The sequence below is a fragment of the Bradyrhizobium sp. NBAIM08 genome (assembly GCF_020193935.1).
Lineage (GTDB): Bacteria > Pseudomonadota > Alphaproteobacteria > Rhizobiales > Xanthobacteraceae > Bradyrhizobium > Bradyrhizobium yuanmingense.
The window spans coordinates 1-381 of the sequence record NZ_JADYVR010001380.1; the positions used below are offsets into that span (position 1 = coordinate 1).

Annotated in this window: 1 protein-coding gene; it reads right to left on the reverse strand. The window is 73.2% G+C overall.

Features of this window, described 5'->3' with window-relative positions; genetic code table 11:
* Positions 1 to 175: 175 nt before the first annotated feature.
* Positions 176 to 381, reverse strand: a 206-nt coding sequence (locus I6F37_RS45025; RefSeq protein ID WP_225155136.1) for a hypothetical protein, incomplete at its 5' end; no start/stop codon positions are given.

A 381-nucleotide genomic window follows, 5' to 3' on the forward strand; every position in this document is an offset into this window, starting at 1 on the left:
ACCTCCTGGAGGCTGAGCGCAGCCGGCAGGAAGGCGGCTTCCTCGGCCAGGCGCTTCGGGCCCGCGAGCTCGTGCCGGCCGGCCCAGGCGGCGCGAAAGATCGCCCCGTAGCGCCCCAGCAGCTCCGCCACCGGATGCGGCGGGTCCGCCTTCGCCGGTGGACGCTCGCCAGCGCTCATGCCGGCCTCCCGGCAGGGCTGCCGGCCTTCATCGACCAGAGATGTGCGTACAGGCCGCCGGGGCGCCCGAGCAGCTCGTCGTGCGAACCGATCTCGACGATCTCGCCCTTGTCGACGACGACGATCCGCCGCGCGTGGCGCACCGAGCTGAGGCGGTGGGCGATGACGATCACGGTGCGGCCGTGACAGATGGCGGCCATGT